This window comes from Tabrizicola sp. (assembly GCF_016793705.1).
Classification (GTDB): domain Bacteria; phylum Pseudomonadota; class Alphaproteobacteria; order Rhodobacterales; family Rhodobacteraceae; genus Tabrizicola.
Map to the genome: position 1 here is coordinate 1 of NZ_JAEULO010000059.1, position 7,823 is coordinate 7,823.

General features: G+C 65.3%; 12 protein-coding genes. 4 read left to right on the forward strand and 8 right to left on the reverse strand.

Annotated elements, in window-relative coordinates; all coding sequences use genetic code 11:
* From JNJ68_RS15450 to JNJ68_RS15470, 5 genes are all read right to left on the reverse strand, one after another.
* Window positions 1-317 (reverse strand): YcgN family cysteine cluster protein (locus JNJ68_RS15450; RefSeq protein WP_294983441.1); only part of this gene is annotated, 317 nt, incomplete at its 3' end.
* A gap of 39 nt (window positions 318-356) precedes the next feature.
* On the reverse strand, window positions 357-1,280 hold the full coding sequence (locus JNJ68_RS15455; protein ID WP_294983443.1) for a bifunctional riboflavin kinase/FAD synthetase: 924 nt from the start codon (window positions 1,278-1,280) through the stop codon (window positions 357-359).
* 27 nt (window positions 1,281-1,307) lie between these two features.
* Window positions 1,308-1,751 (reverse strand): MaoC family dehydratase, encoded by a 444-nt coding sequence (locus JNJ68_RS15460; RefSeq protein ID WP_294983458.1) that lies wholly within the window; start codon window positions 1,749-1,751, stop codon window positions 1,308-1,310.
* A 121-nt stretch (window positions 1,752-1,872) separates the two neighbouring features.
* Window positions 1,873-2,763, reverse strand: a complete 891-nt coding sequence (locus JNJ68_RS15465) for a TIGR01459 family HAD-type hydrolase (protein WP_294983444.1) — start codon at window positions 2,761-2,763, stop codon at window positions 1,873-1,875.
* A 105-nt stretch (window positions 2,764-2,868) separates the two neighbouring features.
* Window positions 2,869-3,786, reverse strand: a complete 918-nt coding sequence (locus tag JNJ68_RS15470) for a manganese-dependent inorganic pyrophosphatase (protein WP_294983446.1) — start codon at window positions 3,784-3,786, stop codon at window positions 2,869-2,871.
* Between the two features lie 138 nt (window positions 3,787-3,924).
* Between JNJ68_RS15470 and JNJ68_RS15475 the strand changes: the two genes are divergently transcribed.
* Window positions 3,925-4,149 carry a DUF6290 family protein gene (locus tag JNJ68_RS15475; protein ID WP_294983447.1) on the forward strand — a complete coding sequence of 75 codons (225 nt, stop codon included), beginning with the start codon at window positions 3,925-3,927 and terminating at the stop codon, window positions 4,147-4,149.
* Window positions 4,133-4,402, forward strand: a complete 270-nt coding sequence (locus JNJ68_RS15480) for a type II toxin-antitoxin system RelE/ParE family toxin (RefSeq protein WP_294983449.1) — start codon at window positions 4,133-4,135, stop codon at window positions 4,400-4,402. The genes JNJ68_RS15475 and JNJ68_RS15480 overlap by 17 nt, the downstream gene beginning before the upstream one ends.
* Here JNJ68_RS15480 and JNJ68_RS15485 read toward each other — a convergent pair.
* The 3 genes from JNJ68_RS15485 to JNJ68_RS15495 are packed head-to-tail and all read right to left on the reverse strand — an operon-like array spanning window position 4,393 to window position 6,985.
* Entirely contained in the window at window positions 4,393-5,259 is an 867-nt protein-coding gene (locus JNJ68_RS15485; protein ID WP_294983452.1) for a DMT family transporter, read from the reverse strand. The two genes, JNJ68_RS15480 and JNJ68_RS15485, sit on opposite strands and share 10 nt — an antisense overlap.
* Window positions 5,253-5,990 carry an N-acyl homoserine lactonase family protein gene (locus tag JNJ68_RS15490; RefSeq protein WP_294983454.1) on the reverse strand — a complete coding sequence of 246 codons (738 nt, stop codon included), beginning with the start codon at window positions 5,988-5,990 and terminating at the stop codon, window positions 5,253-5,255. The genes JNJ68_RS15485 and JNJ68_RS15490 overlap by 7 nt, the downstream gene beginning before the upstream one ends.
* Entirely contained in the window at window positions 5,987-6,985 is a 999-nt protein-coding gene (locus JNJ68_RS15495) for a TraB/GumN family protein (protein ID WP_294983456.1), read from the reverse strand. Before JNJ68_RS15495 ends, JNJ68_RS15490 begins: the two co-directional genes overlap by 4 nt.
* A 183-nt stretch (window positions 6,986-7,168) precedes the next feature.
* Here JNJ68_RS15495 and JNJ68_RS15500 point away from each other — a divergent pair, with 183 nt between their 5' ends.
* Together JNJ68_RS15500 and JNJ68_RS15505 are read left to right on the forward strand one after the other, a co-directional pair.
* The gene (locus JNJ68_RS15500; RefSeq protein WP_294975267.1) at window positions 7,169-7,456 is read left to right on the forward strand and encodes a co-chaperone GroES; all 288 of its coding nucleotides are present in this window, start codon (window positions 7,169-7,171) and stop codon (window positions 7,454-7,456) included.
* A 63-nt stretch (window positions 7,457-7,519) separates the two neighbouring features.
* The coding region (locus tag JNJ68_RS15505; RefSeq protein ID WP_294983457.1) for a TCP-1/cpn60 chaperonin family protein at window positions 7,520-7,823 on the forward strand (304 nt) is incomplete at its 3' end.

Genomic DNA, 7,823 nt, shown 5'->3' on the forward strand with positions numbered 1-7,823 from the left:
GGCAGTTTCTTCTTCTGGAACAGCAGCTTGTAGGCGCAGGTCGCGGGCATCCAGTAGGCGATCTTCGGCAGGGTCTTCGGCGTCAGCACCACGCATTCCGGGACATGCAGCTTGCGGTTGGGATAGTCGCGGCACTGGCAGGTGTCGCCATCGAACAGGCGGCAGGCGATGCGGGTATAGGCGACCTCGCCGGTATCCTCATACTCCAGCTTGTTCAGGCAGCATTTGCCGCAGCCGTCGCACAAAGCCTCCCATTCCTGTTGGGTCAGCTTGGACAGGGGAACGGTTTCCCAGAAGCGGGGGCGCAGGTTGGTCATGCGGTGAGGGTGCGGCGGCGGGGCGAAAAAGGGAAGGGGTCAGAGCGCGGAAAGGATATCGCGCGCCTTGGCGCAGTCTTCGTCCATCTGGGCGATGAGCGCGGGCAGGCCATCGAACTTCATTTCCGGCCGCAGGAAATCGACCAGGGCGATGGAGAGGTGGTGGCCGTAGAGGTCGCCCTTGAAGTCGAAGAGATAAGTCTCGATGTTCGGCATCTCGCCCGCGAACATCGGGCGCACGCCCAGGCTGGACGCCCCCATGTAGCTGCCTGCGTGGGGGCCGGTCAGAACGTCGACCTTGACGGCATAGACCCCGAAACGCGGCAGGTGCAGGCCCGACAGCTCCATGTTGGCGGTCGGGAAGCCCAGCTCGCGGCCGCGCTTTTCGCCATGGATCACCTCGCCCTCTATCCGGTGCAGGTGGCCCAGCATGTCCGCGGCGTCGCGGGGACGGCCATCGGTCAGCGCCTGGCGGATGGCGGTGGAGGAGACCTCGCGCCCGGCGATTTCCACGAGGGGCGCGATGGTGGTGGCAAAGCCGAAGCGGTCGCCAAGCGCGCGGAGGTCGGCCGCCGTACCGGCGCGGCCCTTGCCGAAGCAGAAGTCGGCACCGACGACGATGTGGCCGATGCCAAGGCCTTCGGCCAGCACCTTGCCAGCGAAGTCCTCGGGCGTCAGCGCCGCCAGCGCGCGGTTGAAGGGAAGCTGGAACAGGTGCTCGACGCCAAGCTTCGCCAGCCGGTTCGCCCGCGCCTCGGCATTCATCAGGCGGAAGGGCGGGGCGGAGGGAGCAAAGAATTGCCGGGGGTGCGGTTCAAACGTGATGATGCCCAGCGGGCCATGGCCGCGGGCGAGGTCGATCACGGAAGCGTGGCCCAGATGCACGCCGTCGAAATTGCCCATCGCGACGGATGCGCCCCGGGCATTCGGATCAAGCCACTGGAAGTCCTGATGAATCTGCATCCGCGCCCTTTTGGGGCGATGGCCCCGTCAGTCGAACTTGCGGCTTGGCGCCAGAACCAGCGCCTCGCCCTTCAGGACAACGGTTTTACCCACCGAGGCGAGGGTTTCAAGGGTGACTCGGCGCTTTGCGTGGTCAATGCCGGTGACGGTGACGCAGGCCACGACCATGTCGCCGGGGCGGACCGGGGCCATGAATTTGAGGCTTTGTCCAAGATAGACGGTGCCGTGGCCGGGAAGCTGTTCGCCGATGACGGCAGAGATCAGGCCCGCGGTCAGCATCCCGTGGGCGATGCGGCCCTCGAATATGGTGTCCTGGGCATAGCTGTCATCCAGGTGGACGGGGTTCCGGTCGGTGGAGACTTCGGCAAAAAGCTCGATATCCCGGTCGGTTATGACTTTCGACAGGTGGCGGGACATGCCGATTTCGATGTCCTCGATGCAGATCGTGCCGCGGGGCATGTTGTCGAGCATGGCTTCCGAATCCCTACCTTGCATGGCGGGATCGTAGCATATGCTGCGGCGCAGCACAATCGGCTGCGCAATAAAAGTTCACCGCGGAGAAAGTCAGTGAACAAAAGTTACCAAGTGAAATCTAGCGCAGGCGGCCCATGGCGAAGGTGGGGGACAGCTGCCGGTCGGCGAGCCAGGCATCGAGGCGGGTCTTGTCGGGAGTCTCGACATCGGTGCCGAACTGCGCCGCCTCAAGTCCGCCGGTGATGAAAAGCGTATCCAGCCCCTCGCCGATGCCGCCCTGGATGTCCGTCGAAATCCCGTCGCCGATGCAGAGAATCTGCGGATCGGAGGGAACCCCAGCCTCGGCCAGCCGACGGCGTGCGAGGTCGTAGATCGGGGGGTGCGGCTTGCCGAAGTAAAGTGCCGTGCCGCCCAGTTGTTCATAGGCCTGGGCCAGCGCGCCCGCGCAGTAGACGCGCTTGTCGCCCATGTCGACGACGATGTCCGGGTTGGCGCAAAGCATTGGCAAGCCGAGAGTTTTCCCCAGCAGAAGCGCAGCGCGGTAATCGTCCGGGGTTTCCGTCAGATCATCGCGAAGGCCGGTGCAGACGATGCCTTCGGCCTCGCGCAGCGGGACGCGGATGATCGGCGGCTGGGTCGCGGCATAGGCGGCGAGATCCTCGGCGAAATCGGTGAAGAAAGGTTCATCCTTCGGCGCGCCGATATGGTGGACCTTGCGGCCCACGGCGCCAGAGAGCATCCCCATCTGCGCCGCGTCGCCCGAAGTGACCACGATGTCCCAGGCGTCACGGGGCACGCCAAGGTTGTCCAACTGCTTGACAACGCTGGATTTCGGGCGGGGTGCGTTGGTCAGGAGGACGACCTTGCCGCCTGTCGCGCGAAAGCCTTGCAGTGCGGCGACGGCTGCCGGAAAGGCCGCCTTGCCATTGTGCAGGCAGCCCCAGAGGTCGCAGAAGACGGCGTCGTAGCGGCTGGTGAGGTCAGCGAGCGAGCGGATGATTTCGGTCATTCGGGACCTTTCGATGCAGAACGGGCGGTCTGGTTTCGGTAGGGTTTGCGTCTGGCTTCCGTCCATACGCGCGTAGGGACGGAAGGGCACACAACACCCCCTGCTTCAGAGCTTCAGTGCGGGGATGATCTGCTTCTTGCGGCTCATGATGCCGGGCAGGACGACGGTATCGCCCGAGACCTTGGCGCCGAAGGAGGCCTCGGCCAGTTGCTTGACCAGGTCGTTCGGGACGAGGAGCGTGGCTTCTTCCTTCAGGATGTCGACCACGAAAAGCAGGACCTGATCGGCGCCGTCCTCTTTCGCCACGCCCTCCATCGAAGCCATCAGGCTGGCCTTGCGGTCCAGCACCAGCTTGGGCGCGGTGGTCTCCAGCACCGAGACGCGGAGCTCTTTCCCGGCGACGTTGTATTCCTTGGAGTCCATCCGCAGCAGCTCGGCGTCGGAGAAGGCGGAGACGTCGGACTTGGCCTCGAACATCGCGGAGGCCAGTTCGGGGATCGAGACGCGCAGGTCGGCGGCCAGCTTCTCGGCCACCGCACGGTCATGGGGCGTGGTGGTGGGCGAGCGGAATTCCAGCGTGTCGGAGAGGATGCAGGACAGCATCGCGCCCTTGATGCCCTTCGGCGCCTGGGCGAGCGTGTCGCCCATCAGGTCGTGCAGGATGGTGGCGGTGCAGGCCAGCGGGCGGATGGTGATGTCGATGGGTGTCTTGGTCTTCAGCCCGCCGACCAGCATGTGATGGTCGATGATGCCCTGGATCTTGGCCTCGTTGATCGAGGGCGGCAGTTCGGCGGGGTTGTTGGTGTCGACGATCACCACCTTGTCGTCGGCGGTGAGGTCCTGGATGATCGCGGGCTTGTCGAGACCCCAGTGCTTGAGCACGAAGGCGGCTTCGGTGTTCGGCTCGCCCAGGAGGACGGCTTTCGCCGGGGTGCCGGTTTCGGTCAGGTACCAGGCCCAGATGATCGGCGAGCCGGTGGAATCGGTGTCGGGGGATTTGTGGCCGAAGACGAGGGTGGTCATGGGGCTGAACCTTTGAGGCGATGATTTCGCGCGGTGTATAGGTGGCGATGGCGGGATTGTCACGGGGCGCGATGGCCGGGGTTGCTAACGAGCGGCGATTGTCATGCGTGTATGACGTGTATGACAAAGGGCGCTGCGATGCTGTCGGTCAGATTGCCGGAAGAACTTGAACGGCGGCTGGAGGCGCTTGCCAAGGCGACCGGGCGCAGCAAGACCTATTATGTGCGCGAGGCGCTGATCGAAAAGATCGAATATCTGGAAGATCTCTACCTGGCGGAAGCCGTGATGGAACGTCTGGCCAGCGGCGAGGAGAAGACCACTCCGTTGGCCGATGTGGAGCGCGAGCTTGGTCCGGCAGATTGAGGTTTCCGACGCGGCCAAGAAGCAGTTGGCCAGGATGGGACGGGTGGAAGCCAAACGGATCACTTCCTACCTTCGAACCCGCATTTCCGTATTGGACAATCCCCGGCAGCTGGGTGACGCCCTGCAAGGCGCGCGGCTGGGCGGGCTCTGGCGCTATCGGATGGGGGACTACCGCATCCTCGTGGAAATCAAGGACGAGATCGTGACCGTTCTGCTGATCGGCATCGGCCATCGTGGCGAGGTCTATCGCTGAGGAACCAGCGGGTGCCGCGCGGTCCAGAGGATGTGGCCGACCGAGGCCGCCATGACCATCGCCCCGCCGATCAGGGTGGGGACGGTGGGGGTCTCGTAGAACACCAGCCAGACCCAGAGCGGGGTGACGGCGGTTTCAAGGGCCCCGATCAGCGCGGTTTCGACCGGGGTCGTGTGCCGCGAGCCGAGGACGAAAAGCGCGAAGCCGAGGGTCGAGTTGACCAGGCCGAAACCCGCGAGCAGGAGGAGGTTCGGCGCGTCGAGGCCCGCGAGGCTGGCGAAGGGGACCATGGCCAGGGGCGCCCAGACGGCAGACAGGGCTCCGGCGGCAATGGTCGGGGTGTCCGGGCGGCCGCGCGCGATGAGGATCAGGGCGGCCATCGCCAGCACCATGCCGAAGGCCATCAGGTCGCCGATCAGGTTGCCGTCGTCGCCAAGGCCGACCATGACCACTGCGCCGACCAGCGCCAGCCCGGCGGCAAGGAAGCCGGCGCGGCCCGGTGGCTCCTTCAGAAGCCACCAGCCGAGAAAGGCTGCGACGAAGGGCAGGGTGGCGTAGATGATCGCCACATGGGCAATCGAGGTCGCCTTGAGCGCTCCCACGAAAAGCAGCATCCCGAGACCCGAGCAGATCGAATAGGCCCAGCCCGCCGCACCGAGGCGCGTGAAGTCGCGAAAACCTTCGCGACCCCGCAGCCACCAGAGCGTGACAAAGAGACCCGCCGCCCCGGCCAGTCCGCGCCAGAGGATCACGGTGGGGGTGTCGAGGGGGATGGCGCGGGCGAAGAGGCCGGAAGTGCTCCAGGCAAGCGTTGCGCCGAGAAGCATGAGGATGCCCTGGCGATGGGCGTCTACCATGCTTGCGGGGCTTTGGGCAGCGTCGGCCACTGGCTCGGCTCGTGACCGTAGATCAGCAGGGCATCGGGCGGGGCTAGGGAGAGCAGGCGGTCCGCCGAGGATTTCGCGGTCGCGGGGTCGTCAGCGTCGGAGAAGCCTTCGGCGGGTTCCGAGGCGCGGTTGATCGCGTCGGCAGCGAGGATCGCAGCGCGCTTGTCGGGAAGCCGGGCGATGGCAGAGAGGTGCCCGGCGGTGTGGCCGGGGGTGGGGATCAGGGTCAGGCCTTCGCAGACCGGGGTGTCGGTCTCGATCGGCTGGTAGGTGGCGTCGGGCCAGGCGATCGGGCGGGCGCTGCCGAAGTAGAGCGGTGCGGGCTCGGCGCGTTCGCGGGCGGTCAGTACGATGGGGGCATGGCCGAAGAGGGGGAGGGAGCCGACATGGTCGATGTGGCCGTGGGACAGGATGACAAGGTCGATGTCCCGCGGTGTCAGACCAAGCAGAGCGAGCGCGCCTTCCGCTGTCTGGGCACGGCGGAAATCCAGCAGGCGGCCAAAGCGCGGCAGGCCGTCCTGCCCGGGACGGTCGGGGTCGGTCAGATACTCGGGTGGGAAGCCGGTGTCGAAGAGGATGTTCGCGCCCCGGTCGGTCTGCATCAGGAAGCCGGGGATGCCGATCAGCCGCTCGCCGCCCCGCACCTCGAAGAGGCCGAGGTCAAGGACGTAGAGCCGCGCAAGCTTGCCCGGTAGGATCACGGTGTCAGCTCTTCCAGTGTGAACCCCTGCTGCTGCAACAGGTTCAGCACCCCGTCCTGCCCCGACAGGTGCAGCGCCCCGAAGGCGGCGAAGACCGGGCCCTTGGCGGCGGCTTCGGTCAGTACCGGGATCCAGGCGCGGTTGCGCGCAGAGGCGACGATTTCCTCCATCCGGGCGAATTCGGCGTCGACCTCCGCGCGGGTGTAGCCGGGCTGGTCATAGCCGATGAAGCGCATCAGCTCCCAGGCCGCGCGGCTTTCCCCGGCGAAGTAGCCGTCGACCAGGGTTGTGAAGTAATCCTCGCCCTGCGGCTCGATGGCGAGGGTGGAGACCAGCATCTCGGTCAGCTCGGCGTCGGTCAGGCTGCCGAAGATCTTGAACAGCGTGTCGTAGGGTTCGAGCGGGCGGATCGGGACGCCGGCTTCCTGCGCGACCTTGATGACCTGCCGGTCCAGGCCTTCCGGTTCGGATGTCATCTGCAACATGGCGCAGGGCGGGATCGAGAGAAGCGTCAGCACATACCAGGGCTTGAATTTCGCGGTCATGAAGGCCGGGATGCCCCTGGCGGACATCGCATCGGACAGTTGGTCCCAGACTTCGGGCGGGAGCTGCTGGTTCAATGTCGGGCCTTCGGTGATCACCATGGTCGATGGGTCGCGGGCGATCTGCGCCTTCAGCGCCTTTTCCTCTTCCGGGCCTGCCTCGACCAGCACCACGCTGGCCCCGGTGATCGCGGGCATCAGCGCCGCAAGGTTGGCAGCGTGGCGAGGGTCGTCGAAATGGTAGGTCCCGGCGATGGTGATGACCTCATCCCCTTTCGTCGCGCGCCAGAAATTGCCCTTGGCGAAGGGCACCGCGTCGGCGGCGGCCTGGATTTCGGCCTTCCGGGCAGGATCCATCACGTCGAACAGGTTCTGGCCGACGCATTCGGCGGAAAGCGGCGCCCCGACAAGGAAGCCGAGCGCGAGGGAGAGGGCGGCGAGAAGGCGGGACATGCGGAAATCACCATTGGGGCGGTCGGCCCGCATGGTGGCATCCGGCCCGGAAAAGGCAATGCGAAAAGCCGGGACTTGGGTGTTGACTCGCGGCAGGGCATCGCCTACCTCAAGCGGCGTTATCACTCGGGCAAGCCGAGTGCTAATCAAGATCAAACCTGGAAACTCAAGGGAGTACCCCAGATGGCTTTCAAACCGCTGCATGACCGTGTTCTGGTCAAGCGTATCCAGTCCGATGAAAAGACCAAGGGCGGGCTGATCATCCCCGATACCGCCAAGGAAAAACCCGCCGAGGGCGAGATCGTGTCCGTGGGCGAAGGTGCCCGCAAGGATTCGGGCGAGCTGATCGCGCCGTCGGTCAAGGCCGGCGACCGGATCCTGTTCGGCAAATGGTCGGGCACCGAAGTGACGCTCAACGGCGAAGAACTGCTGATCATGAAGGAAAGCGACATCCTCGGGATCATTTCCTGAGCCGTTGCAAGGAACGGTGCGATGTAGCGCACCCTACGAAATCCCATTCAAGGAGCTATCATAATGGCTGCTAAAGACGTCAAGTTCGACACCGACGCCCGCGACCGCATGCTGCGTGGCGTGAACATCCTGGCCGACGCCGTCAAAGTCACCCTCGGCCCGAAAGGCCGCAACGTGGTGATCGACAAGTCCTTCGGCTCGCCCCGCATCACCAAGGACGGCGTGACCGTCGCCAAGGAAATCGAACTGGCCGACAAGTTCGAGAACATGGGCGCGCAGATGGTGAAGGAAGTCGCTTCCAAGACCTCCGACAACGCCGGTGACGGCACCACCACCGCCACCGTGCTGGCGCAGGCGTTCATCCGCG